The following is a 23354-nucleotide window of genomic DNA, read 5'->3' on the forward strand; positions in this document are numbered from 1 at the left end:
AGGAAAGACCATGCGCAAACTCCCTCTGCAAAAGCCCTGCCCTCCCCTCTTTCCGGCGGCAGTGGCGATGCTGCTGCTTGCCTGCATGGCCGCCCCCCGCGCGCAGCAGCCTACGGCACCGGTGCGCCCCGTGCCCCTGAACATTTCACAGGCGCCCCTGATGGCCACGCAGAACGCCACGCCCAACGTGCTGCTCATCATGGACAACTCCAACAGCATGGACGAGGCCCCGAACGGCTCCGCCGTCGGCAGCGACAGCACTGACAGCAAGTCCGAGATCGCCCGCGCCGCTGCCCGCACCATCATCGAACGCTACCAGGGGCGCATGAACTTGGGCCTGATGGCCTACCAGCAGGAAGACGTCGTCCCGCGCAGCCTGAGCAACTCGCTATACGACGTCAGCTACGACCCCAACCACTTCGACCCGCAATGGAGGGGCACGCGCGCCAGCCCCACCCGCAAGCGCTTCAGGTTTCCCAACCCCAGCGACAAAGGGCGTTTCATCTACTACAACGTGGCCTTGCCGTTCTATGGTGGCGGCAACACCTCCAGCCACTGCTTTTCCGCCACGGCCAACGCCGGGCCCACGCCCGCCAATCCCGACGGCTTCCGCACCAACGAGACCGTCGATGGCCCCTGGGACGTCTATTCATGCTTCAGCGGCAAGACAGGCACTACCAACGCCACCAACACCACCGGCAATGCGGGATACAACAACTTCCGGGGCCGGGCAATGTTCAACCCCACCGACTCCGACTATGCCCAGGGCATCTACGACTTCGGCAGGCAGATGTTCGACACTCCCATAGGACAGGCCTGGTTCAGCGAAAGCTTTCCGGGCCGCGGCTTCCTGCACCAGCCCATCCGGCCGCTGGACGTCGCCCACAGGGCCGCTCTGGAACGCAAGCTCGCCACCTCGCAGTTTCTGCTTAACGCGCCCCGTGATCCCGCCCGGCCCCTGCAGAACGCGGGCAACACACCGCTTGAGGGGACGCTGCTGACGGCGCTGGACTACTTCCAGGGCGAAGAGCTTTGGCGCAATGCCGCAGAAGGCTATGTGCCCGCCTGCTATCCGCTGCCCCAGTCCTGCGGCCGCAACTTTGTGGTGCTGCTCACCGATGGCCTGCCCTCGACCCGGCCCAACGGCAAAATCATCCAGGACATGGCGGCAGGCCTGCGCCAGACGGCAGAGGCCGCGCGGCGCCTCAGGCAAGAGGCCAACGTGGAGACCTTCGTCATCGGATTCGCCCTGCCCTTCGGCACCAATCCCGAGCAATTGAACGAGGTGGCCGCCGCCGGGGGCACGGAGCGCGCCTTCGCGGCCAACGACCCCGCGACCCTCGATACCGCCCTGCAGGCGATCTTCGCCGACATCGCCGCCCGCTCCTCCAGCGTGGCCGCCGTGGCGGCCAACTCCACCAACGTGTCCAGCAGCACCAGGATCTACCAGGCCCGCTTCGATCCCCGCGACTGGAGCGGCACGCTGTCAGCGCACAGCATCACAGGCAATGCGGTGGCCGAACAGGCGCAGTGGGAGGCACGCATTCCTGCGACACGCCGCATCCTCAGCTACCGGCCCGACACGCGCCAAGGCGTGGCCTTTGCCTGGGAAGCACTGAACCCCGAGCAGCAAAGGCAGATCGGATCGCCCGACGTGCTGGCCTACCTGCGGGGCAGCCAGGCAGGGGAAGCGCCCCGTGGACCCCTGCGCAGGCGCACCAGCCTGCTGGGCGACATCGTGAACTCGGCCCCGGTGTATGTGGGCGCGCCCGAGATGCCCTACACCGAGGCCTCCTACCGCGAATTCCGCAAGGCACGGGCCGATCGCCGCAAGATGGTCTACGTGGGAGCCAACGACGGCATGCTGCATGCTTTCGACGCGGACACGGGGCAGGAGCTCTTTGCCTATGTCCCCTCGACCGTGATCCCCCACCTGCGCCAGCTGTCCGATCCGAACTACCGCCACCGCTTCTACGTGGACGGCTCGCCCATGGTGTCCGATGCCTTCATTGGCGGCCGGTGGCGGACCATCCTCGTGGGGGGTCTGGGCGCAGGGGGCCAGGGCGTGTACGCGCTGGACATCACCGATCCCGATGCGATCACCGAAGCCGCCGCCAAGAACGTCGTGCTGTGGGAGTTCGGCGACCGCGACCGGCGCGCACCGGGCAGCAACCGACCCGCCGGTTTCGATATGGACATGGGCTTCAGCTTCGCGCAGCCTTCCATCGCCAGGACCCGGGCAGGCTGGATGGCCCTGTTCGGCAACGGCTACAACAATGTGGAGGCGGACGGCGCGGCCAGCACCAGCGGCAATGCCGTGCTGTACGCCGTCAACCTGGAGACCGGCGCGCTGCACAGTAAATGGGACACTCGCCGAGGCGTGCAAGACAGCCAGCGCAGGTGGCCCAATGGCCTGAGCACGCCGGCCGCCGTGGACCTGGACGACGACGGGCTGGTGGACCGCGTCTATGCGGGAGACCTGCAGGGCAACATGTGGCGCTTCGACCTCATGGCCGCGAGCGGGGACGGGGGCGGGATCGTGCCGTCGGTCAACGGCACTCCTGCACCGATGACCACCCCCTGGGGCGGCAGCTTCCACGGGCAGCCCATCACCACGCGGCCTGAGGCCAAGATCAGCCACGGCACGCTGCAATCCCACGTGCAGCTACTGTACGGCACGGGCAAGAGCTTCGAGGTCGGCGACCATGACGCTGCGGCCCCGGCCTCCGCATCCCAGTACTTCTTCAGCCTGCTGGACGAAGGCACCGGGGGCTCCTCCGCAAGCCACAGCGTGCTGAAGGTCACCAGTGTCGACGCCGGCGCCGCCAACGGCGATGGCCGCACCACGCAGATGTCCCTGCGGCTGATCTCCGACGGCCGCCCCGGCAACAGGAACTGGCTCATGCCGCTGGCCGACGCGGGCGAGCGCTTGATCACCCATCCCATGCTGCGCCGCGACCGCATCATCTTCACCACGGCCGTGCCCAGCACGCAGATGTGTACGGCAGGCGGCCATAGCTGGCTGATGGAACTCTCGCTGGACGGCCAGGGCGCGGAGAAGTATGCCGACGGCCTGTTCGACATCAACGGCGACGGTACGGTGGACGGCAGCGACCGCTACGGCGACAACGACCGCGCCACCGGGGGCGCGCGGCTGGAGGGCATCAGCTCGCAGCCCGCCATCCTGAACAACGGCAAGCAGGAAACCAAGGTCATGAACAGCACCGCAGGCCTGCAGTCGCTGGCAGAAAGCAAGGGGCCGCTGAGCAACAGGCGCATTTCCTGGCGCGAGGACACCCCGGCCGACATCCATCCGCTGGGCCTGGACTGACCATGGGCATGCAGAACAACCCCTTGCCGACGCCTGGTCGCCGCCGCCGGGTGGCACGCGGCTTCACCCTGATCGAGCTGATGGTGGTGGTGGCCGTGATCGGCATCCTGTCGGCCATCGCCTATCCCAGCTATGCCGAATACCTGCGCAAGTCCCGCCGCACCGATGGCAGGCGCGCCTTGCTGGAGGCCGCAGGCGCCATGGAGAAGTACTTTTCCGCCAACCTGACCTACGAGGGTGCGACGCTGGGGGGCACCGGCGTCTATGCCAGCCGATCTCCCGACGGTTTCTACGAACTGTCGCTGAGTCCTGACCCCGCCGCATCGAGCTACACCCTCATTGCCTCACCGCTGCGAAGCCAGCTCAGCGACAAATGCCATACCTTCACCTACGACCACCTGGGCGTGGGTGGGGTCCGCAATGGCACCCTGCCTGCACGCGATTGCTGGTAGCAGCTGCGCAGCGTGGCCCGGCAGCCGCGCTCAGGGCTCGCTGCCCGGCCCAGGGCTGGGGGCCGGCGCCCCGGGTCCGGCAGGTTCCGGCCGCTGTATGGTGCGCACGGCCGCGCGCACGCGGGTCAGGGTGTGGAAGTCCAGCAGGCTGGTGGCCATGATGGTTTCCCAGAGAAAGCAGGCCAGGGCCGAGAGAAACATCAGCACGCCGAACAGAAAGCCCAGCACCGCATAGCCATGGCCGTTGATGCCGTAGGCCTCGCCCAGGAACAGCAGGGCAATGGTCAGGCCGATGCAAAAGCCGCAGACGGTCAGCAGCCCTATGCAGACATTGGCCAGCCGGCCGCGCTTGCGCAGAAAGTGCAGCTCGGTCAGGCTGCGCGCGATGAATTCCTCCTCCTGCGGCGTGCGCAGCAGTTCCTCCAGCTTGCGCGCGCGGTCGATGATGCGGGCCAGCCGCCCGGCCACGGCGCCTATCATGCCGGCCACGGCCGTCAGGAAGAACACCGGCGCCAGCGCCAGCTGGATGCTGTGGGTGACGGTATCGGCGTCTAGCGACCAATTGATCATGCGGTCCTCTGCGTGCTTTCTGTTGTCTGGTCCGGCCGTGCTGCCGTGTTTTCGCGCGGACAGTATTGTGGCCGCAACCGGGGGCCGCAAGAAGCCATGCCGCCCGCTTTCAGCGCGCCGGGGGTGACGGCAGAACCTGCGCGCACAGCGAAAGCATCTGGTCCAGCAGGGCGGGCGCCCGGTCGCGGCGGCGGACCACGCCCAGCGGCGCCAGCCGGCCCGTCAGTTGCACGTCGAGCCGGCACACGCGCGCATGGGTCTGCAGGCCCGGCGCGATGCTCAACGGCACCAGGGCCACGGCGCCGGGCTGGCTCAACAGGCCTTCCAGTATCGGCAGGGAAACGGTGGAGACGGGAAACCAGGGCGCATCGGGCAGTGCCTGGAGCACCTCGGCCTCGAAAATCCCGCGCACGGCGATGTTGGCCGTGGGCAGCACCCAGCGCGCGCCGGTCAAGGCCTGCAGCGGCACGCCACGGCGCCCGGCCAGTGCATGCGAGCGTGCGGCCACCACCACGGCCGTGTCGGCCAGCAGCGGCTCGAAGACGAAGGGGCCGGGCAGCAGCGCCGGCTCGCGGCAGAACACCGCATCCAGCCCGCCGCCCAGCAGCTGGGACAGCAGCCGGGTGCTGGCGTCTTCGTGCACATCGACATGCACCTCGGGGTGTTCGGCATAGAACCGCGCCAGCAGGGGCGAAAGAATGGCCAGGGCCGCCGCCGGAATGGCGCCCAGGCGCAGCGCGGCCGCGGCGCCCCGGCGAATGGCGGCCAGCGATTCCGCCACCTCCTCCAGCGCGGCCAGCACGCCGCGCACCGTGTCCACCAGGGTCTGGCCGGCCAGCGTGGGGCGTATGCCGCGCGCATGCCGCTCGAACAGGCGGATGTCCAGCACGCGCTCCATCTCGGCCAGCGCCTGGGTGGCGGCCGACTGGCTCATGTGCAGCGTGGCGGCGGCCTGCACCACCGAGCCGCATTGCTGCAGCGCCACCAGCAGCTGCAGCTGGCGCAGGCGCACATGCTTGGTCAGGCGCGAGAACAGCAGCCGGCCCTGGGGCGTGGCCGCATCGTCCAGGCCTTCGCGGTCGTCAAAATCGTGGCTCATGGGAATCTTGGTGTTTTCCCCAGGCAGGCCCTGGCGCGCCACAGGCGGCAAAGGGCAAGCTATCGGAACGGCTTATAGCTTGGCACAAATACCGTGGCCCACGCGGGCGGCAGGATTTCTATAGTCGCCTGCATCGGGAGCCGGCACGGCCCAGGCTGCGGCTCCCTCCCCGTCGATGGAGTCCATGCCATGCAAGCCAAGCCCCTCTTACAGCCTCTCTCTCACCTGCCGCGCCGCACCCTGCTTTCCCTGGGCGCGGGCCTTTGCGCCGCGCTGTGCGGCCTCACCCTGGCCCGCACGGCCCATGCGGCCGACGCCTATCCGAGCAAGCCCGTCAAGCTCATCGTGCCCTTTGCGGCCGGCGGCTCCACCGACATCGTCGCGCGCGTGATCGCCGAAGGCCTGCGCAGCACGCTGGGCCAGCCCGTGGTGGTGGACAACAAGGCCGGCGCGGGCGGCCTGATCGGTACCGAAAGCATTGCCCAGGCCGTGCCAGACGGATACACCATAGGCATGGCCACGGTGAGCACGGCCACCATCAACCCCTCGCTGTACACGCGCGCCGCCAGGCTGGAAGGCAGGCTCCTGCCCGTGGCCAACCTGGTGACCATGCCATCGGTCTACATGGTCCATCCCAAGATGGGCGTCAAGGATTTCGCGGGGTTCCTGGCCAGGCTGCGCGCCCAGCCCGGCGCCTACAGTGCGGGCGTGCCGGGCCTGGGCACGCTGGGCCATCTGATGGTGGCGTCCTTCAACGAGACCATGAAGACCCAGATCCAGATCGTGCCCTATCGCGGCAACGGCCCGGCGCTCAACGACGCCCTGGCGGGCATGGTGCAGGTGATGACCGATCAGTTGCCTTCGGCCATGCCCCAGATCAAGGGTGGCAAGCTCATCCCCGTAGCACTGTCGGGCGACAGCCGCTCGCCCGATCTGCCCGATGTACCCACCTTCAAGGAGCTGGGCTATGCGCAGCTCAACGAGCTGGGCATCAGCTGGTTCGGCCTGGTCGTGCCGGCCGGCACGCCGCCCGCCATCGTCCGGCAGTTGCAGGAAGCGTCCACGAAGGCCGTGCGCCTGCCCGAGGTGCAAAAGCACCTGAAGCTGCTGGGCGCATCGGTCACCGAGATGGACCAGGGCCGCTTCCCTGCCCAGATCGCCAGCGAACTGCAGCGCAACAAGGCGCTGCTGGACAAGGCAGGAGTGAAGCCGGAATGAGCGCGGTCGATCATCTCCAGGATTTCTTCCAGCAGCAGTCCGCGCGCATGGCGGCCCTGGCCGACAGCATCTGGTCGCTGGCCGAACTGCGCTATGCCGAGACGGCTTCGGCCCAGCTGCACATCGATGCGCTGGAGCAGGCCGGGTTTCGCATCACACGCGCCCTGGCCGGCATTCCCACCGCCTTTCTGGCCGAATGGGGCGACGAGGGCCCGGTGCTGGCGTTCCTGGGCGAGTACGACGCACTGTCGGGCCTGAACCAGCAAAGCGGCGCCCTGGTCTGCACGCCGTCCACCGACAGCCCGGGCCTGGCCGGCCACGGCTGCGGCCACCACCTGCTGGGCACCTCGGCGCATTTCGCGGCCATCGCGCTGCAGGAGCACCTGCGCCGCAGCGGCGCCAAGGCGCGCGTGCGCTACTACGGCTGCCCGGCCGAAGAAGGCGGATCGGGCAAGACCTTCATGGCGCGCGCCGGGGTCTTCGACGATGTGGACACGGCGCTGACCTGGCACCCGGCCAGCTTCTCCGGCGTGTTCAGCCAGAGCACGCTGGCCAATATCCAGGCGAAGTTCGTCTTCCACGGCAAGGCCTCACATGCCGCGCACTCCCCCCACCTGGGCCGCAGCGCGCTCGACGCCGTGGAGCTGATGAACGTGGGCGTGAACTACCTGCGCGAGCACATGCCCACCGATGCGCGCGTGCACTACGCCATCACCGACTCGGGCGGCCTGTCGCCCAACGTGGTGCAGGCGCGCGCCGAGGTGCTGTACCTGGTGCGGGCCGCACGCAACCACGAGGCGGCCGCACTCTACGAGCGCGTGCAGAACGTGGCGCGCGGCGCAGCGCTGATGACGGATTGCCGGCTGGAGATCGTCTTCGACAAGGCCTGCTCCAACCTGCTGCAGAACCGCACGCTGAACCAGGTCATGTACGAACAGATGCAGGCCCTGGGCCCGCTGCGCGTGGACCCCGGCCTGCACAGCCTGGCCGGCGACTTCCAGGCCACGCTGGACAGCAATGACGTAGACCAGGTCAGCCGCCCGCTGGCCAGCGTGCTGCGCGGCAAGGTGCCGGCCGTGTTCGAGGGCCTGGCGCCCTACGACCCCGCTGTGGAGGGCACCCTGTTCGGCTCCACCGACGTGGCCGATGTGAGCTGGATCACGCCCACCGTCCAGGCCTGGGTGGCCTGCTACGCCTTCGGCACGCCGCTGCATTCCTGGCAGATGGTCTCGCAGGGCCAGTCCGGCCTGGCCCACGCCGGCATGGTGCGCGCCGCCCAGGTGATGGCGGCCACCGCCATCGCCCTGCTGCAGCGGCCCGAGCGCATGGCCGAGGCCAAGGCGGAGCTGCTCGAGCGCCGCGGCGGCAGGCCCTATGCCTGCCCGATTCCTGCGGAGGTGCCCTTGCCGTTCATGCGGGGGTGATGTCCTTGGCATCGACGAATGTAAGGAAAATTCCTTACACTCATCTCCCAAGTCATTTGTGAAGGATTGCGCCATGCCCGACATCCATGAACTGGCCACCCTCACCTCCAAGGGCCAGGTCACGCTGCCCAAGCCCATACGCCAGGCCTTGGGCGTCGATGCGGGCGGCAAGATTGCATTCCGACTGCGCGAGGATGGCCTGGTCGTTGTCAGCCGCGCCGAAGAAGAGCATCAGGACCCCGCCATAGCGGCCTTCCTCGATCTGCTGGCTGCCGATATCCAGTCCGGCCAAAGGCTCCAGAGCCTGCCCGACGACCTGGCCCGCGACATGCTTGCGCTCGCAGGTCGTACGGTGGACCTGGATGACGATATCCAGGGCGATGTGGTGATCTGATGCAGCGCCACGGCTGGACCCTGCTGTTCCATGACTGCGTGGTGGAACAGTTGCGCAAATTGCACCAGGCCGCCCGACGCGCAGAGCACAACAGTCCGCAAGACTTCGGCTCCAATGCCAACGTCAAACTGTTCAGGGCTCTGAGCCAGTTGATGCTGGAAGTGATTCCCGGCGATCCCTCACGCGACGAATACCGCCAGGGCAATACGCTGGGAGCCAGCCACCGCCACTGGCGGCGGGCCAAGATCGGCAGAAGGTTCAGGCTGTTCTTCCGGTACGACTCCCGCTCCAGGGTGATCGTCTTCGCATGGGTCAACGACGAGCAGACCCTTCGCTCGTCGAGCAGCGCGTCCGACCCCTATGCAGTTTTCGAAAAAATGCTCGGACGCGGCCATCCGCCCGACGATTGGGAAGATCTGAAAGCGGCCAGCACGGAACATTGGCACGCAGGCCCGCAGTAGCCGGGCACCCGGCCTTTGCGCTGCCGCAAACCCGCCCCGCCGCCGCGTTGACCCATCACAAGCCCTCCACGCCATGCCACGGCGATAGTCGGATCGGGACCCCACCGATACCTACAAACCACAGGAGGACTTGTGAAGCTGATGATCGATCTCTTTTCCACCGACTACGGGCTGATGAGCCTGGGCGTCATCGTCTTCATCCTGATCATGGCGGGCTTTTTCCTGCGCCTGTTCCTGGGCAAGATGAAGCACGTGGCCAACAAGCCGCTTGAATGAAAAGATGCCCAGGCAGGGCCTGGCCTGGGCATTCGCATGCAGCCCTGCGCACTCAATAGTGCGGGGGCAGCTCGTCGCGCAGATGGGTCGCACCGCCGGCGGGCCCGCCCTCCGGCACCCGTCGGCGCAGGTCGCGCAGCTCGTCCAGGAGCCGGTCGATCTGCTGCTGCTGGCGGTAGATGGTCAGGTTCAGTTGCTCCAGCAGGTCGTCGGTGTAGCTGGCCTTGATCTCCAGCTCCATCACGCGCGCCTGCAGGGCCTGGGCCTCGTCGCGTTCGCCGCTGCGCTCGTTGTCCCCAGCCACGCTCACGCCTTGAGCGCCTGGGCCAGGCGGGCGATGCCTTCGCGGATCTTGTCCTCGTCGGCCGTGGCGAACGAGAGGCGGAAGCTGGTGGCATCGGGGTTTTGCGCGAAGAACGGCGCGCCCGGCACAAAGGCCACGCCCTGGGCGATGGCCCGCTTGGCCAGCTCGCCGGCATCGGCCAGCGCGCCGCCCTTGCCGGTCAGGCGCACCCACAGGAACAGGCCGCCCTGGGGCTGCAGGAATTCCACGGCATCGCCGAGGTGCTCGCGCAGCGCATCGCCCATGGCCTTGGCGCGGCGCGCATAGACCTCGCGCACATGGGCCAGCGTGGCGGGCATGGCGCCGGACTTCAGGTACTGCGCGGCCGTGGCCTGGGCAAAGGTGCTGGTGTGGGCGTCGCTGAACTGCTTGCACATCACGGCGCGGGCCAGCAGCTCGGGCGGGGCCACCAGCCAGCCGATGCGCAGGCCGGGGCTGAGCACCTTGCTCAGCGAGCCGCAGTGCGCCAGCCAATCGCGGCTGCCGGGCACCTGGCTGGACAGGGCCAGCAGGCTGGGAGGTGGCGCCTCGCCAAAATACAGGTCGCCGTAGGGATCGTCTTCCACCACCAGGGTCTGGTACTTGACGGCCAGCTCCAGCACCTTCTTGCGGCGCTCCAGGCTCAGCATGGCGCCGCTGGGATTGCCGAAGGTGGGAATCAGGTAGACCAGCTTGGGGCGGTGCTCGGCAATGAGCTTTTCCAGCGCATCGACCTGGGCGCCTTCGGCATCGATGGGCGCGCTGATGACTTGCGCGCCGTACAGGCGAAAGCACTGGATGGTGGCCAGGAAGGTCGGGCCTTCCACGATGACCTTGTCGCCAGGGTTGATCATGGTCTTGCCCAGCAGGTCCAGCGCCTGCTGGCTGCCCGTGGTGACCACCAGTTGCTCGGGGGCCAGCTCACGCACGCCCTTGCCGGCCATGAAGGCGGCGATCTGCTCGCGCAGCGGCTGGTAGCCCTCGGTGGCTCCGTACTGCAGCGCGGCGCCCGGCTCCTGCTGCAGCGCTGCCTGGGAGGCGGCGCTGATGCCGGCCACGTCGAACATGGCGCTGTCCGGGAAACCACCCGCGAAGCTGATGATGCCGGGCTTGCCCAGCAGCTTGAACAGCTCGCGGATGGCGGAGGTTTCTACGTTGTTCAGACGGTCGGCGAATTGCATGGGCAGGATTCTCGTTGTCGATGCGATGAAAAGGCGAAGCCTGCATTGTCGCCAATCCTGCCGCAGCTTTCCTGCACGATTAGAAGTCCCCTGAGTCGCTTCGCGCCTTCCCGTTGCACGGCGCCTCCCAAGGGGAAGACGCCATCTCTGCCCCCTCTCTCCCGGAAGGCAGCTGCGTTCAATCCACCTTGATGTCGGCCCTGGCGGCCACGGCGCGCATCTGCGGCAGTTCGCGCTCGATGCGCTCCTGCAGCGCGCTGCCCGGACCCCATGCGGGCGACAGGCCGATGTCCACCAGCTTCTTCTTCATGGCCGGCTCGGCCATGGTGTCAGCCAGCGCCTTTTCCAGCTTCTTCTGGATGGGAGCGGGCAGGCCGGCCGGTGCGAGGAAGGCAAACCAGGTGTCCATGGCAAAGCCGGGGTAGCCGCTTTCGGCCACGGTGGGCACCTGGGGCAGCAGGGGCAGGCGCTGCGGGCCCAGGGCCGCGATGGGGCGGATCTTGCCGGCCTTGATCAGCGGCGTGGTGGCCACCACCGTGTCCACGGCCACCTGCACCTGGCCGCCCATCAGCGCGGTCAGGCTGGGCGAGCTGCCATTGAAGGGCACATGCACCATGCGCATGCCCGTGGCGGTCTTGAGCATTTCGCCACCGAAGTGCACCGACGACCCCGTGCCGAAGGAGCCGTAGGACAGCTTGTCCGGATCGGCCTTGGCCAGGGCCACGAGTTCAGGCAGGGTGCGTGCAGGCGTTTCGTTGTGCGCCACCAGCACCAGCCCCATGTCGGCCACCAGGCCCAGCGGCGTGAAGCTGCGCAGCGGATCGTAGGGCAGCGGGTTGCGGATCACGGGGTTCAGCGTCAGCGTGGTGCTGGCGCCCAGCAGCAGCGTGTAGCCATCGGGCGGCGCCTTGGCCACCAGCGCGCCCGCCACCACGGTGCCCGCGCCGGGACGGTTTTCCACCACCACGGGCTGGCCCAGGCGCTCTCCCAGCGATGTGGCCAGCAGGCGGCCCAGGATGTCGGTGGCGCCGCCGGGCGCAAAGGGCACGACCAGCTTGATCGGGCGATCCGGGTAGGACTGGGCCTGGGCATGCGCCAAGGGCAAGGCAAGCGCAGCGGCGCCGGCCATCAGGCACGACAGAAAACGGGAACGGGACAAGGCCATGGCACGGATCTCCTGGGGAACGAGGGAACGGGAACCTGGGAACAAGCTCAATGCGGCAATTCAGTCGTCAGTCTTCAGTCGAGCAGCGGGCTGCGCACGCGCGACAAGCCGCTGGCCTGGTCATAGGCATGGCCGATCTGCAGCACGGCCAGGTCGGCCTGCGCCGGGCCGATGATCTGGAGCCCGGCAGGCAAGCCATGCGGCCCGAAGCCCGCAGGCGCGGCCAGGGCCGGAAGGCCGGCCATGGTGGCAGGCACCACGGTCTGCATCCAGCGGTGGTAGGTGTCCATCTCGCGGCCGTCCACGGCGTGAGGCCAGTCCAGCGCTGCGTCGAAGGGAAAGACCTGGGCGGAGGGCAGCACCAGAAAGTCGTAGCTGTCGAACAGGCGGCGCAATGTTTCATACCAGGCCGAGCGCACGCGCGCCGCGTCATAGACGGCCATGGCCGGCAGCGTCAGACCGCGCTCGATTTCCCAGACGGCCTCGGGCTTGAGCAGGGCGCGTTTGGCCGGATCGTTGTACAAGGCGGCGTTGGCGCCGGCCACGCTGAAGCTGCGCAGGTCGATCCAGGCGCGCCACAGGCGCTCGAAATCGAACTGCGGCACGGCCTCCTCCACCGTGCAGCCTGCGGCCGTGAAATGCTGCAGCGCCGCCCGGCAGGTCTGCAGCAGGCCAGGCTCGGTGGGCAGGTGCCCGCCCAGGTCCCCCAGCCAGCCGATGCGCAGGCCCTTGCAGTCGCGCTGCAGCTGCGCGGCCCAGTCCTGGGGCGGCTCGCTGCGGCGGGTCAGCGGCAGGCGCGCATCAAAGCCTGCCTGCACGGACAGCAGCAGGGCCAGGTCGGGGATGTCGCGCGCCATGGGGCCGGCGACGCTGAACTGCTGGAAGAACACCTCTTCCGAGGGGCCATGCGGCACGCAGCCCACCGAGGTGCGCAGTCCGTAGACATGGTTGAAGGCGGCCGGCGTGCGCAGCGAGCCCATCATGTCCGAGCCATCGGCCACGGGCAGCATGCGCAGCGCCACGGCCACGCCCGCCCCGCCGCTGCTGCCGCCTGCCGATCGCGAAGGATCGAAGGCATTGCGCGTGGTCCCGTAGACCGGGTTGTAGGTATGGCCGCCCAGGCCGAACTCGGGCGAATTGCTGCGTGCCACGAAGAGCGCACCGCCTGCGCGCATGCGCTCGAACACCACGCAATCGGCCTGCGACAGCTGGTTCGCGAAGATCGGCGATCCCTTGGTCGTGACCATGCCTGCGGCCGGCATGATGTCCTTGGGCGCCTGCGGAAAGCCGTGCAGCGGCCCCAGGCTCTGGCCGCGCGCCAGCAGCGTATCCAGCTCGCGGGAGCGGCCGCGCAGCCAGTCCCGGTCCAGCGGAGCCACCAGCGCATTGACCACGGGGTTGAGCCGGTCGATCTGGGCGCAGTAGGCATCCAGCACTTCCAGGCAGGACAGCTCGCGGCCGTGGATGGCCTTGGACAGCGCGACGGCCGACATCTCCACCACGGCACCGCCCCCGGTGGCCAGATCCGGCTGCAGCGCAGCGGCGCTTGTGCTTGACTCCATGGATTTCCTCGTTTTTGTGACAGAACGAAGTCAGCATAAGCAGGCGCAAATATTTCGACAATCGCCATTTTCTCGGCTTATCGTTGCGTTTTCCGCAAACCATAAATGGGAGCCACATGCTTTCCAACCGCCTTCAGGACACGGCCCTGCGCTACTTTCTCGAAGTGGTGCGCAGCGGCTCGGTCAGCGATGCCGCCGCGCGGCTCAACGTCTCGCCCTCGGCCGTGAGCCGCCAGGTCGCCGGTCTGGAAGAGATGCTGGGCGTGCCGCTGTTCGAGCGCCGCCCGCGCGGCATGGCGCCCAGCCCGGCAGGCGAGCTGCTGGCCGCCCACGCGCGCCGCGGTGCGCTGGAGGCCGACCGCGTGGTCTCGGACATCGAGGCCCTGCAGGGCCTGCGCCGGGGCGTGGTGCGCGTGTGCAGCTCGGGCGGCTTTGCCATCGAATTCCTGCCGCGCGCCATGGCGCTGTTTCGTGAACAGTACCCGGGCATGCAGTTCCACCTGCGCGTGGAAGCGCCTGCCGCCGTGACCCAGGCCGTGCTGGGCGGCGAGGCCGATGTCGGCCTGACCTACAGCCGTGCGGCGGCACGCGATATCGAGGTCTGGCACCGCCAGGTCTCGCCCGTGGTCGCCATCATGCGGCCCGACCACGCACTGGCCCGGCATGCCAGCATCACCCTGGCCCAGATGCATCCCCATGCCATTGCCCTGCCCGAGGACGCCAACACCGCGCGCCAGCTGTTCGACATTGCCTGCAGCCACCGGCGCCTGGTGTTCGAGCCTGCCCTGGTCAGCGGCCAGTTCGAGACCCTGGTGCACTTCGTGCTGCATGGCGGCGGCCTGTCATTGGGTGGTGAGGTCACCATGCGCGAGCGTGTGCGCCGTGGCGAACTGCATGCGGTGCCCATACGCGAACGCGGCATGAATGCACGCGCCATCGAGCTGCAGACGCTGGCAGGCCGCACGCTGTCCAAGGGAGTGCGGGCCTTCGTGGAGCATCTGCGGGAGCTGCTGCCTCCCGGGTAAGAAGACGAAGTAGAAGAAGCAGAGAAAGACGGAAGGGATGGACTGCAGGCCGGCGCCCGTGCTCAGCCCTGCCCGACTTCCAGGTGGCACTGTGCCCAGTGCCACTGCGCCCGGCGCGTGGCCTCCCGCAGCCGCTGGGCCAGCACATGGCGAGCAGGCAGGCCGGGCAGATACTCGGCCATCTGGACGCCGCCGCGGCCCAGCTCCAGCAGCTCGATCTGCTCCGAGCTGTTGCCCGAGCACAGCATGATGCCCAGCGGCGCATCCTCGCCCGGCTCATGCTCATGCCGATCCAGCCAGCGCAGGTAGTGCTCCATCCGATCCTTGTCCTCGGCCGCGAATTCGCCCACCTTCAGCTCCACCGCCACCAGCCGCCGCAGCCTGCGGTGGTAGAACAGCAGGTCAAGCTGGAAATCCTGGTCATCCATCTGCATGTGCCTTTGCCGCGCCACCAGGCTGAAGCCCATGCCCGACTTCAGGAAAAAGGCTTCCATCTCGCGGATGACGGCCGCCTGCAGGTCGCCCTCCTGCCAGGCATCGTGCAGCCCCAGGAAGTCGAGGATGTAGGGGTCTCGCATGAACAGCGCTGGCGACATGCGCTCGGTGGCTCGCTGCGTGGGCTCCTGCGCGACCAGCGTGTCCGCATCGAAGGACAGCACGGTGCGCTCGTACAGCCGGGAATCGATGCGGCTGCGCAGCGTGCGAGCGCTCCAGCGCTCAATGCTCGCCATGCTGGCGTAGTACTCGCGCTGCAGGGCGTCCTTGAGCGGAATCAGCGCGATGAAATGCGCCCAGCTCAACTGCCGCGTGGGCGAGATGACCAGGGGCTCATCAGGAAAGGTGGTGGAGAACTGCACCATGCGCCACAGGTTCTTTTCCGAGAAACTGCCGCCATAGCCCTGGACCAGATGCCCGGCCAGGGAGGGCAGGACCTTGTCGCTGCAGCCGGCCTGCCGCACCTCGGATTCGCAGTCATGGATGTGCTGGCCGATATGCCAGTACAGCAGGGTCATTTCGCTGTTGATGGTGGAAGCCACCCGAAGCCGCGCGGCCTCGATCAGGTCGCGGACATCACCCAGCAGGGTCTGCGCCGCCGCGATCGCGGGAGAAACGGATATCTTGCGAGTGGCCATGCGGTCGCCCCCTCCTGGTGGCGTGTTGTCTGTATGTGTGGTGTCGGCGGAATCGATCCGGCCCACTATTGCCATGCGGCCCCAGCACGTCAACGCCGCAACGGCATAACCAGACGATCTGGCCCTCGCAGACATCAAAAACCAGAACAGTCCTAGAAATCACACTTGCACGACAATGCTCGCCACATCGATGGACACGCGCTTCCCACAATGAAAACCACCAGCATCGAACCCTTCTTCGCCACACTCAAGGCCGCCAACCCCTCGCCCCAGACCGAGCTGGAATACACCAACGTGTTCGAGCTGCTGTCTGCCGTGCTGCTCTCGGCCCAGGCCACGGACGTGGGCGTGAACAAGGCCACGCGCAAGCTGTTTCCCGTGGCCAATACGCCCCAGGCCATCCTGGACCTGGGACTTGAAGGGCTGGAGGGCTACATCAAGACCATCGGCCTGTACCGCAGCAAGGCCAAACACCTGATGCAGACCTGCCAGATCCTGGTCGACCGCCACGGCGGCCAGGTGCCGCGCACGCGCGAGGAACTGGAAGCCCTGCCCGGCGTGGGCCGCAAGACGGCCAACGTGGTGCTGAACGTCGCCTTTGGCCAGCCCACCATGGCCGTGGACACGCACATCTTCCGCGTGGGCAACCGCACGGGCCTGGCGCCAGGCAAGACGCCGCTGGCGGTGGAAATGCAGCTCATGAAGCGCGTGCCGCCGGCCTATGCCGTGGACTCGCACCACTGGCTCATCCTGCTGGGCCGCTACGTCTGCCAGGCCCGCAAGCCACGCTGCTGGGAGTGCGTGGTGGCGCCGTACTGCGACTACTCGCCCAAGACGCCTGCGCCGGCTGCGGGCAAGCGCTGAGCTTCAATCGGCCTTGAAGCCCGTGGCCGCCACGGCCTTGCCCCAGGTGACCGTGTCGGAGCGCATGATGCGGGCGAGTTCGTCGCCCGTGGTGCCCGTCACGCGGAAACCGGCCTCTTCCAGCCGGCTGCGGCTGTCGGACTGCTGCAGGGCGCGCACGATGTCGGCCTGCAGCCTGGCCACGATCTCGGGCGGCGTCTTCGCGGGCGTGACCACGCCGAACCAGGAATTGAATTGCAGTGACGGATAGCCCTGCTCCCCGATGGTCGGCAGATCGGGCATGGACGGGGTGCGCGTGGCGCCCGTGCTGCCCAGGGCCGTGAGCTTGCCGGCCTTGACCTGGGGCGCGGCCAGGGCCGCCGTGGCGAAGACGGCCTGCACGTCGCCGCTGAACAGGCCGCCCAGGGCATCGTTGGTGTTCTTGTAGTGCACGGGCTCGGGCCTGAGCTGCACGGCATTGCCGAACATGAAGGCGCCGAAGTGGCCTGGCGTGCCGGCGCCGAAGGTGGCGATGAACAGCTCCTTGCGCTGGCGCGCCCAGGCCACGAAATCGAGCACATTGCGGGCCGGCACTTTCTGCGGATTGACCAGCAGCACGAAGTCGGAGGTGACGACCTGGCTGACGGGCACAAAGTCCTTTTGCGGATCGTAGGGCAGGCGCTGGTAGGTGTTGGGGGCAATGCTGAGCTGGCCGGTCTCGCCCAGCATCAGCGTGTAGCCGTCAGGCACGGCGCGTGCCGCCTCGCTGGCGGCGATGAGGCCGCCAGCGCCCGGCTTGTTGTCCACGACCACGCCCAGGTTGCCCCATTGCTCGGACAGCTTTTGCGCAAGCAGGCGTGCCACGATGTCCGGCCCCGTTCCCGCAGGAAAGCCGACGAGCAGGCGCACGGGCTTGCTCGGAAAAGCAGGCTGGGCGCTGGCCGCGGCCCAGGGAGCCAGGCCGGTGGCCAGCACGGCGGCAAGAGTGCAGGCCACGGCGGCGCGGCGCGCCTTGGATGCAGGGTTGTTCATGTGTTGTGTCTCCTGTGTTGTAGGTATCGAAGCGGGGAAGGCCCCCTCAGAGCAGCTCGTGAAAGCGCATCTGCACGCGATCGGGATGGCGCGCGCCGGTGCCGAAGAACAGGCGCTCGTTGATCCAGGCCAGCGCACGGCTGGCCGTCTCCATGCGGGGCGCGCAGCGGAAGTAGATATGTGCAGGGTCCACGGGCTCGCCACGTGCCAGCTTGGCCATGTGCGCCGGGTCGCCGCTGCGCAGGGCCTGGTTGCAGACATAGATCAGGTCGCCGGCATCGGTCTCCAGCACATAGCGCGCGTCGAGTTCGGCCAGCCCGCCGTGCACGATGCGCTGGAAGTCCGCGCCTCCGGGCAGCACGCGCGCGCTCCAGCCGTCGCCCCGGGCCGTGCCGCCCAGGATGGGGATCAGCCGGCGCCCGCCGTGCGCCGTGGCACCGACCTCCTGCGGCGGGCCCACCTGCACGCTCAGGTCGGCGAAGAAGCGAAAGCGCGGATCGGGCAAGGCCGCAAGCTGCGGCACGTCATCTGGCATGGTTCTGGGGCTCCGGTGAATGGGATCGGGACCTAGCATAAGCACCATTGCCCGGGCAGGCCGTCATCCCGGAAGATGACAGCGCCCTGCCCGCCCCTGCCATCCCTTGAGACACTGGACCTGCCCCTCCCCCGCCCTTGACGCCAGCGCCTTGCCCGGCCAGGCGTCCAGCCATGCGCTGGGCCAGATGGTGTCCAGCCTGGGTGGGCCGGGCTTCGCCCTGCAGGTGCTGCAGGCCATGAACGCGCTGCTGCCTGTCGCCTCCTGGTCGGTCTACCGCACGGGGCAGCGCAGCCGGCCGCAGCTGTTCCTGTCGGCCAGCAGCGAGGCGCGCGACACCACGCGCGAGTGCTGGCGCGCCTATCTCTCAGGCCCCCATCTGCGCGACAGCACGTGGAAGCACGGCGGCACAGCGCCGGCACGCAGCACGGCGCTGTGCCACATCACGGCCCAGGAGGTGGAAGGCGAGCACCGCGCCCTGGTCTACGACGCGCACGGCATGGCCGAGCGCGTGTCCATCGTCGAGCACCAGGACGACGGCGGCGTGTTTGCCGTCAACTTCTACCGCCACCAGCACCAGAGGGCGCTGGGCGATGCGCAGATCGGCTGCTTCGAGAGCATGGCGCCCGTGCTGCTGGCCCTGGCGCACAAGCACATTGCGCTGACACAGGCGCAGCCTGCCGTGGCTGCGGCATCGGCGTCCCCAGCCCTCCAGCCCAGACAGCGCCAGACATTGCCCGCCCTGCGCATGCGCCTGCTGCAGGCACAGCCCGGCCTCACGCCGCGCGAACTCGATGTGTGCGCCCGTTTGCTGCAGGGCATGACGCACGAGGGCATTGCCTGCGACCTGTCCCTCAGCCTGCCCACCGTCAAGACCTACCGTAACCGCGCATTTGCACGGCTGGGCATCCACTTTCGCAGCGAGCTGTTCGCGCTGGCCATGGAGCCGCAGGGCTGAAAGGGCCGGGGCTCAGTCCAGCGAGGCGCCGGAGTCCTTCACAATGCGCGCCCACTTGGCGATGTCCTCGCGCAGCAGGGCCGCCATCTGGGCGGGTGGCACGGGCCTGTCCGCCGGCCCGGCCAGCTCCACGCCCGAGGCTTCGAGCTTGCCCCGCAGATCGCCGGCCGCCAGCGCACGCGCCATGCCGTCCTGCAACTGCGCCAGCACCGGCGCGGGCACGCCTTCAGGAGCAAACAGCCCCACCCACAGCGTGCCGTTGTAGCCGGGCACGGTCTCGCCAATGGTGGGCACATCGGGCAGCAGCGGCGATCGCGCCGCGCCGCTCACGGCCAGCGCGCGCAGCCGGCCGGCCTGGATATGGGGCAGCGTTGACGGCAGGCTGCCGAACAGCAGCGGTACCTGCCCGCCCAGCACATCGTTGAGCGCGGGCGCCACGCCCTTGTAGGGCACGTGCTGCAGCTGGATGCCCGCCATGCTGTTGAGCATCTCGCCCAGCAGATGGTTGAGCGTGCCGTTGCCGGCCGAGGCATAGCGGAACTCGTCGGGCCGGCCCCGGGCCATGGCGATCAGCTCGGGCACGGATTTGGCCGCAAAGCCGGGATGGGCCAGCAGCACATTGGGCACGGAGCCGATCAGGCCGATGGGCCGGAAGTCCTTCACCGGATCGAAACCCGGCTTGCGGTACAGCGCGGGGTTGATGGCCTGGCTGCTGCTGATGGTCATCAGCAGGGTATGTCCGTCGCGCGGCGCCTTGGCCACGGCCTGGGTGCCGATGTTGCCGCCCGCACCGGGCCGGTTCTCGACCACCACGCTGGCGCCCAGCACCTCGGCCAGCTTCTGGCTGACCAGCCGGCCCACGATGTCGTTGGTGCCGCCCGGCGCCTGCGGGACGATCATCACGATGGGCCGCGCGGGCCAGGCCTGGGCATGGGCCAGCAGGGGCAAGGCGAGTGCGGCGGCCAGCAGGCTTCGGCGGCGCAAAAGGCTCGACGGCAGGGGAAAGGAAGAATCCGGCATGGTCATGTCTCCATTTGTTCTTGTCGCAAGCCCGCATGGTTGCCCGTGCCGGGCCAGCGCACAATCGCGCATTTCCTGACCCGGCCTTCGGAATTGACAAAGCCTTGACCCAGCCCATGCCCTCTTCGCCCTTCATGCCCCTCATGCATTTCGACCTGACGGATCTGCGCCTGTTCGTGCATGCCGCCGAACTGGGCAGCCTCACGCGCGCCTCGCAAAGGCAGCACCTGTCCCTGGCCGCAGCCAGCCTGCGTATCAAGGCGCTGGAGGAGCAGGCGGGCATGCCCCTGCTGTACCGCGAGGCGCGAGGCGTGCGGCCCACGCCGGCCGGCGAAGCCTTCCTGCACCACGCGCGCGGCATGCTGCTGCAGTCCGAGCAGCTGCGCCACGACCTGCAGGAGTACGGCGCCGGCCTGCGCGGCCATGTGCGGGTGTTTGCCAACACCACGGCCGTGACCGATTTCCTGCCCGAGATCCTGCCCGCCTTTCTTGCCGACCACCCGCGCGTGAATGTGGACCTGCAGGAGCGGCCCAACGCCGAGATCGCGCGCGGCGTGCTCGATGGCCGGGCCGACCTGGGCATCGTGGCCGGCCAGGTGGACACGCTGGGCCTGCAGACCATCCACTTCAGCACCGACCGGCTGGTGCTGGCCACGCCGCGCGGCCACCGCTTTGCGCGGCGCAAGCGCATTGCGTTTGCCGAGACGCTGGACGAGGACGCCATCGGCATGCAGCAGGGCAGCACGCTGCAGACATTTCTGGCAGGTGTGACCGAGCGCCTGGGCAAGCCCATGAAGCTGCGCATACAGCTGTCCAGCTTCGACGCCATGTGCCGCATGATCGGCGCCGGCGTGGGCATAGGCATCGTTCCCGAGAGCGCCGCGCGGCGCAACCGCGAAAGCATGGGGCTGGCGCTGATCGATCTGACCGACGCCTGGAGCGTGCGCGAGCGCCGCATCCTCGTGCGCGATCAGGGCCGGCTGCCGCGCCATGCGCAGGCCCTGATCGAGGTGCTGCAGGCCTACTACGCCACGCCGGCAGGCTCCTGAGCCGGCTGCGCTCCCGGCTCCATCAGGCTGGACAGCGAAAGAACCTGTCCGCCGCCTGCATCGAAGTTGCCCGGCTCCAGCCAGCGCTGGTAGGCCGCGCGCAGCGCCGGCCATTCGCTGTCGATGATGGAGAACCAGGCCGTGTCGCGGCTGCGGCCCTTGTAGACCACGGCCTGGCGGAACACCCCCTCGAACCGGAAGCCCAGGCGCGCCGCTGCGGCACGCGACGGCGCATTCAGGCTGTCGCACTTCCACTCGTAGCGGCGGTAGCCCAGCTCGTCGAAGGCGCGCTGCATCAGCAGGAACTGCGCCTCGGTGGCCGCACGCGTGCGCTTGAGCTGGCGCGAGTAGCACACGAAGCCCACTTCCATCACGCCGCTGGCCGTGTCCACGCGCATCAGCGCCAGCGAGCCGATGGCACGGCCCGTGGCCAGGTCGATGACGGCGTGGTGCAGCGGGTCTTCGCTGGCCTGGGCGGCCTCGGCAAAGCGCAGATAGGCCTGGGCGTCGGCGAAGGGGCCCACCGACATGTATGTCCAGTCGCTGGCGTCCGGCGCCTGGCTGAAGGCATCGAACAGATCGGCTGCATGGCGCGCGGCGGACAGCGGCTCCAGCCGGCAGTAGCGGCCTTGCATGGGCGTGCGGGGCGGGCGCTGGCGCGGGGTCCATCCGGGCAGGTCGTGGCCTACGGGTTGGGAGTGGGCATTGAGTGCGGGGGGCATGGGAGATTCCTGGTCAGGTCATTTGGCAGGGCCACGATAGCGCCCGCGTGGCATCATTGAAAGCGCCATATCCCCCTTATTTCATGGTGCCACGCCGTCCATTGCATGCACGCTTCCGACCTGCTGACCAGTCCCTTGCAATCCGGCCCTGGAGCGGCTCCCCGCCAGCGCCAGCTGATCCAGCGCCTGAAGCAGGCCATCCTGGCGGGCCGGCTGCCGGCCGGCGACCGCCTGCCGGCCTCGCGCGCCCTGTCGGAGGATCTGGGAGTCTCGCGCAACACCGTGCTCATCGCCTACGAGCAACTGGCGGCCGAAGGCTATGTGGTCGCCGACCGGCAGGGCACGCGCGTGGCGGCTGTGTCCACCCATTCCGCGGCAGCCGCCGAGGCCGCCGCCGCGCCCCCCTGCGTACCCCGCACGGCACGGCGCCTGGACCGCATCGTGCCCACGCGTCATGCCATTGACCGCAGCCTGCCCCTGACGCCGGGCACGCCCGCCCTGGACAGGTTCCCCCTGCCCGCCTGGCGCCGATCGCAGGACCGCGCATTGCGCCTTCCCGCCAGCGCCACGCTGGACTATGGCGACCCTGCGGGCGAGCCCGCACTGCGCCAGGCCATTGCGCAGCACCTGCGCATCTCGCGCGGCGTGCGCTGCGATGCCTCGCGCATCATCGTCACCGAAGGCGCCCAGGGTGCGCTGGACCTGTGCGTGCAACTGCTCACCAACCCGGGAGACCATGCCTGGCTGGAGGAGCCCGGCTACCGGGGCGCCAAGTCGGCCTTTGCGGGGGGAGACCTGTGCGTCAGCACACTGCGCGTGGATGCCGATGGCGCAGCCATCGCCCCCGGCCTGTGGGACAGCCATCCTCCACGGCTGATCCAGATCACGCCGTCGCACCAATATCCCACGGGCGCCGTGCTGTCGGTGGCGCGCCGGCTGGACTTGCTGGAGCGCGCGCGCCGCGCGGGGGCCTGGATCATCGAGGACGACTACGACAGCGAATTCCGCCACCAGGGCACGCCCATCGCCGCCATGCAGGGCCAGGTGCCGGACGCGCCCGTGCTCTACGTGGGCACCTTCAGCAAGACCATGTTCCCGGCACTGCGCCTGGGCTTTGTGGTGCTTCCGCAGACCCTGGCCACCAGCGCGGCATCCGCCGTGCAGGAGATGCTGCGCGGCGGCCACCGCCTGGAGCAGCTGGCCATGGCGGACTTCATGGAAAGCGGCCAGTTCTCGCGCCACCTGGGCCGCATGCGGCGCCTGTACCGCGAGCGCCAGGCGGCCCTGCGCGAGGCGCTGGCCACGCAACTGGGCGTGGAGCATGAGGTGCTGGGCGGCCACGGCGGCCTGCACCTGACGGTGCGGCTGCCGCCGGACCTGTCCGACCGTGCCATCGTGGAGCAGGCGCGCCGCGCCGGCATGAACCCGGGCGCCCTCTCGTCCTTCGCCCTGGCACCGCTGCCCCAGGACAACGGCCTGGTGATCGGCTATGGCAACACCGATGCCGCGCGCTTTGGCGCGCTGGTCAGGCGGCTGGGCAAGCTGGCAGCGGCTGCATTGCAGCGCTAGCCGCAGCGCAGCC

At 68.5% G+C, this 23354-nt stretch carries 23 protein-coding genes; 12 read left to right on the plus strand and 11 right to left on the minus strand.

Annotated elements, in window-relative coordinates; genetic code table 11:
- The first annotated feature begins 10 nt into the window (after positions 1 to 10).
- Entirely contained in the window at positions 11 to 3331 is a 3321-nt protein-coding gene (locus ACF8ML_RS07680) for a PilC/PilY family type IV pilus protein (RefSeq protein WP_209669758.1), read from the plus strand.
- Positions 3332 to 3333: 2 nt separating this feature from the next.
- Positions 3334 to 3783, plus strand: coding sequence for a type IV pilin protein (locus ACF8ML_RS07685; protein WP_279627039.1), 450 nt, complete (start codon positions 3334 to 3336; stop codon positions 3781 to 3783).
- Positions 3784 to 3813: 30 nt separating this feature from the next.
- On the opposite strand, the gene ACF8ML_RS07690 is transcribed toward ACF8ML_RS07685, so the two are convergent.
- Positions 3814 to 4353 carry a DUF2721 domain-containing protein gene (locus ACF8ML_RS07690; protein ID WP_074923001.1) on the minus strand — a complete coding sequence of 180 codons (540 nt, stop codon included), beginning with the start codon at positions 4351 to 4353 and terminating at the stop codon, positions 3814 to 3816.
- A gap of 109 nt (positions 4354 to 4462) precedes the next feature.
- Positions 4463 to 5452 (minus strand): LysR family transcriptional regulator, encoded by a 990-nt coding sequence (locus ACF8ML_RS07695; RefSeq protein WP_070081001.1) that lies wholly within the window; start codon positions 5450 to 5452, stop codon positions 4463 to 4465.
- A 189-nt stretch (positions 5453 to 5641) separates the two neighbouring features.
- Here ACF8ML_RS07695 and ACF8ML_RS07700 point away from each other — a divergent pair, with 189 nt between their 5' ends.
- The 5 genes from ACF8ML_RS07700 (at position 5642) to ACF8ML_RS07720 (ending at position 9225) form a co-directional block, all read left to right on the plus strand.
- Positions 5642 to 6670 (plus strand): tripartite tricarboxylate transporter substrate binding protein BugE, encoded by a 1029-nt coding sequence (locus tag ACF8ML_RS07700; protein ID WP_392406854.1) that lies wholly within the window; start codon positions 5642 to 5644, stop codon positions 6668 to 6670.
- On the plus strand, positions 6667 to 8094 hold the full coding sequence (locus ACF8ML_RS07705; protein ID WP_016453036.1) for a M20 family metallopeptidase: 1428 nt from the start codon (positions 6667 to 6669) through the stop codon (positions 8092 to 8094). Before ACF8ML_RS07700 ends, ACF8ML_RS07705 begins: the two co-directional genes overlap by 4 nt.
- A 73-nt stretch (positions 8095 to 8167) precedes the next feature.
- Positions 8168 to 8488 carry a type II toxin-antitoxin system PrlF family antitoxin gene (locus ACF8ML_RS07710; RefSeq protein WP_154834711.1) on the plus strand — a complete coding sequence of 107 codons (321 nt, stop codon included), beginning with the start codon at positions 8168 to 8170 and terminating at the stop codon, positions 8486 to 8488.
- Positions 8488 to 8949, plus strand: coding sequence for a type II toxin-antitoxin system YhaV family toxin (locus ACF8ML_RS07715; protein ID WP_154834712.1), 462 nt, complete (start codon positions 8488 to 8490; stop codon positions 8947 to 8949). Before ACF8ML_RS07710 ends, ACF8ML_RS07715 begins: the two co-directional genes overlap by 1 nt.
- Positions 8950 to 9090: 141 nt before the next feature.
- Entirely contained in the window at positions 9091 to 9225 is a 135-nt protein-coding gene (locus ACF8ML_RS07720; RefSeq protein ID WP_016445252.1) for a DUF3149 domain-containing protein, read from the plus strand.
- 52 nt (positions 9226 to 9277) lie between these two features.
- Here ACF8ML_RS07720 and ACF8ML_RS07725 read toward each other — a convergent pair whose 3' ends face one another.
- The 4 genes from ACF8ML_RS07725 to ACF8ML_RS07740 form a co-directional block, all read right to left on the minus strand.
- On the minus strand, positions 9278 to 9535 hold the full coding sequence (locus ACF8ML_RS07725; RefSeq protein ID WP_016445251.1) for a SlyX family protein: 258 nt from the start codon (positions 9533 to 9535) through the stop codon (positions 9278 to 9280).
- Entirely contained in the window at positions 9532 to 10728 is a 1197-nt protein-coding gene (locus tag ACF8ML_RS07730; RefSeq protein ID WP_016445250.1) for a PLP-dependent aminotransferase family protein, read from the minus strand. Before ACF8ML_RS07730 ends, ACF8ML_RS07725 begins: the two co-directional genes overlap by 4 nt.
- Before the next feature lie 178 nt (positions 10729 to 10906).
- Positions 10907 to 11893, minus strand: coding sequence for a tripartite tricarboxylate transporter substrate binding protein (locus tag ACF8ML_RS07735; RefSeq protein WP_016445249.1), 987 nt, complete (start codon positions 11891 to 11893; stop codon positions 10907 to 10909).
- 74 nt (positions 11894 to 11967) lie between these two features.
- On the minus strand, positions 11968 to 13455 hold the full coding sequence (locus tag ACF8ML_RS07740) for an amidase (protein ID WP_047327154.1): 1488 nt from the start codon (positions 13453 to 13455) through the stop codon (positions 11968 to 11970).
- A 116-nt stretch (positions 13456 to 13571) separates the two neighbouring features.
- Here ACF8ML_RS07740 and ACF8ML_RS07745 point away from each other — a divergent pair, with 116 nt between their 5' ends.
- Positions 13572 to 14480, plus strand: a complete 909-nt coding sequence (locus ACF8ML_RS07745) for a LysR family transcriptional regulator (protein ID WP_016445247.1) — start codon at positions 13572 to 13574, stop codon at positions 14478 to 14480.
- 62 nt (positions 14481 to 14542) lie between these two features.
- On the opposite strand, the gene ACF8ML_RS07750 is transcribed toward ACF8ML_RS07745, so the two are convergent.
- Positions 14543 to 15613 (minus strand): YhcG family protein, encoded by a 1071-nt coding sequence (locus tag ACF8ML_RS07750; RefSeq protein ID WP_016445246.1) that lies wholly within the window; start codon positions 15611 to 15613, stop codon positions 14543 to 14545.
- Between the two features lie 210 nt (positions 15614 to 15823).
- On the opposite strand from ACF8ML_RS07750, the gene nth reads away from it, so the two are divergent.
- On the plus strand, positions 15824 to 16477 hold the full coding sequence (gene nth, locus ACF8ML_RS07755; protein ID WP_046240335.1) for an endonuclease III: 654 nt from the start codon (positions 15824 to 15826) through the stop codon (positions 16475 to 16477).
- Between the two features lie 3 nt (positions 16478 to 16480).
- Here nth and ACF8ML_RS07760 read toward each other — a convergent pair whose 3' ends face one another.
- Both ACF8ML_RS07760 and ACF8ML_RS07765 read right to left on the minus strand, forming a co-directional pair.
- Positions 16481 to 17488 (minus strand): tripartite tricarboxylate transporter substrate binding protein, encoded by a 1008-nt coding sequence (locus ACF8ML_RS07760; RefSeq protein WP_047327153.1) that lies wholly within the window; start codon positions 17486 to 17488, stop codon positions 16481 to 16483.
- A 46-nt stretch (positions 17489 to 17534) separates the two neighbouring features.
- Positions 17535 to 18023, minus strand: coding sequence for a DUF3237 domain-containing protein (locus ACF8ML_RS07765; RefSeq protein ID WP_016453040.1), 489 nt, complete (start codon positions 18021 to 18023; stop codon positions 17535 to 17537).
- A gap of 187 nt (positions 18024 to 18210) precedes the next feature.
- Here ACF8ML_RS07765 and ACF8ML_RS07770 point away from each other — a divergent pair, with 187 nt between their 5' ends.
- Complete coding sequence (locus ACF8ML_RS07770; RefSeq protein ID WP_392406994.1) at positions 18211 to 18981, plus strand: LuxR C-terminal-related transcriptional regulator; 771 nt, start codon at positions 18211 to 18213, stop codon at positions 18979 to 18981.
- 12 nt (positions 18982 to 18993) lie between these two features.
- Here ACF8ML_RS07770 and ACF8ML_RS07775 read toward each other — a convergent pair whose 3' ends face one another.
- The gene (locus ACF8ML_RS07775; protein ID WP_392406859.1) at positions 18994 to 20001 is read right to left on the minus strand and encodes a tripartite tricarboxylate transporter substrate binding protein; all 1008 of its coding nucleotides are present in this window, start codon (positions 19999 to 20001) and stop codon (positions 18994 to 18996) included.
- A 143-nt stretch (positions 20002 to 20144) separates the two neighbouring features.
- Between ACF8ML_RS07775 and ACF8ML_RS07780 the strand changes: the two genes are divergently transcribed.
- Positions 20145 to 21050, plus strand: a complete 906-nt coding sequence (locus ACF8ML_RS07780; protein ID WP_197065189.1) for a LysR family transcriptional regulator — start codon at positions 20145 to 20147, stop codon at positions 21048 to 21050.
- On the opposite strand, the gene ACF8ML_RS07785 is transcribed toward ACF8ML_RS07780, so the two are convergent.
- On the minus strand, positions 21026 to 21772 hold the full coding sequence (locus tag ACF8ML_RS07785) for a GNAT family N-acetyltransferase (protein ID WP_392406860.1): 747 nt from the start codon (positions 21770 to 21772) through the stop codon (positions 21026 to 21028). The two genes, ACF8ML_RS07780 and ACF8ML_RS07785, sit on opposite strands and share 25 nt — an antisense overlap.
- 105 nt (positions 21773 to 21877) lie before the next feature.
- Between ACF8ML_RS07785 and ACF8ML_RS07790 the strand changes: the two genes are divergently transcribed.
- Entirely contained in the window at positions 21878 to 23341 is a 1464-nt protein-coding gene (locus ACF8ML_RS07790) for a PLP-dependent aminotransferase family protein (protein ID WP_392406862.1), read from the plus strand.
- The last annotated feature ends 13 nt before the right edge of the window (positions 23342 to 23354 follow it).

The sequence above is a fragment of the Delftia sp. WSY_10 genome (assembly GCF_043104705.1).
GTDB classification, from domain to species: Bacteria; Pseudomonadota; Gammaproteobacteria; order Burkholderiales; family Burkholderiaceae_C; genus Comamonas; species Comamonas tsuruhatensis.